Origin of the sequence: Paraclostridium dentum, assembly GCF_012922555.1 — a bacterium.
GTDB classification, from domain to species: Bacteria; Bacillota; Clostridia; order Peptostreptococcales; family Peptostreptococcaceae; genus Paraclostridium; species Paraclostridium dentum.
On the sequence record NZ_WIPK01000132.1, the window covers coordinates 1 to 424 of the forward strand.

Annotated in this window: 1 protein-coding gene; it reads right to left on the reverse strand. The window is 57.3% G+C overall.

Going from position 1 to position 424, the window contains the following annotated elements; genetic code table 11:
- Nucleotides 1-209 precede the first annotated feature (209 nt).
- Nucleotides 210-424, reverse strand: a 215-nt coding sequence (locus GFJ41_RS21140; protein WP_170076026.1) for a chlorophyll a/b-binding protein, incomplete at its 5' end; no start/stop codon positions are given.

The following is a 424-nucleotide window of genomic DNA, read 5'->3' on the forward strand; positions in this document are numbered from 1 at the left end:
CTTGGGTGTTCTTATATTACAAATCACCACCATGCAAGTCGCCATTAACCACCAACCCAGATCTCCTAATTTAAGTAGTAATCAACAAAAGGATGACCTCTCCTTTCTCCATACCCTCCCAGCTCGCTCGTCATCACAAAACTAAACCGCGCGCGCGAACGCACACCAACGCATCGATCCCGTTTGAATTGCGCGCGAAAGAGCTTAAATTAAGAGGATGAGGAGAAGGTGTCGAAGATGGTGGTGTGGAGCGGGTCGCTGAGGTGGGTGGCCCAGTTGTTGAGGGGCCCCTTGCCGGTGGCGGCGGCCTGCACGGCGAAGCCGAGGAAGGCGACCATGGCGAGGCGGGCGTGCTTGATCTCCGCCAGCTGCAGCCGCTCCTTCTTCTCCGGGTCCGACGCCAACCCGAGCGGGTCGAAGTAGG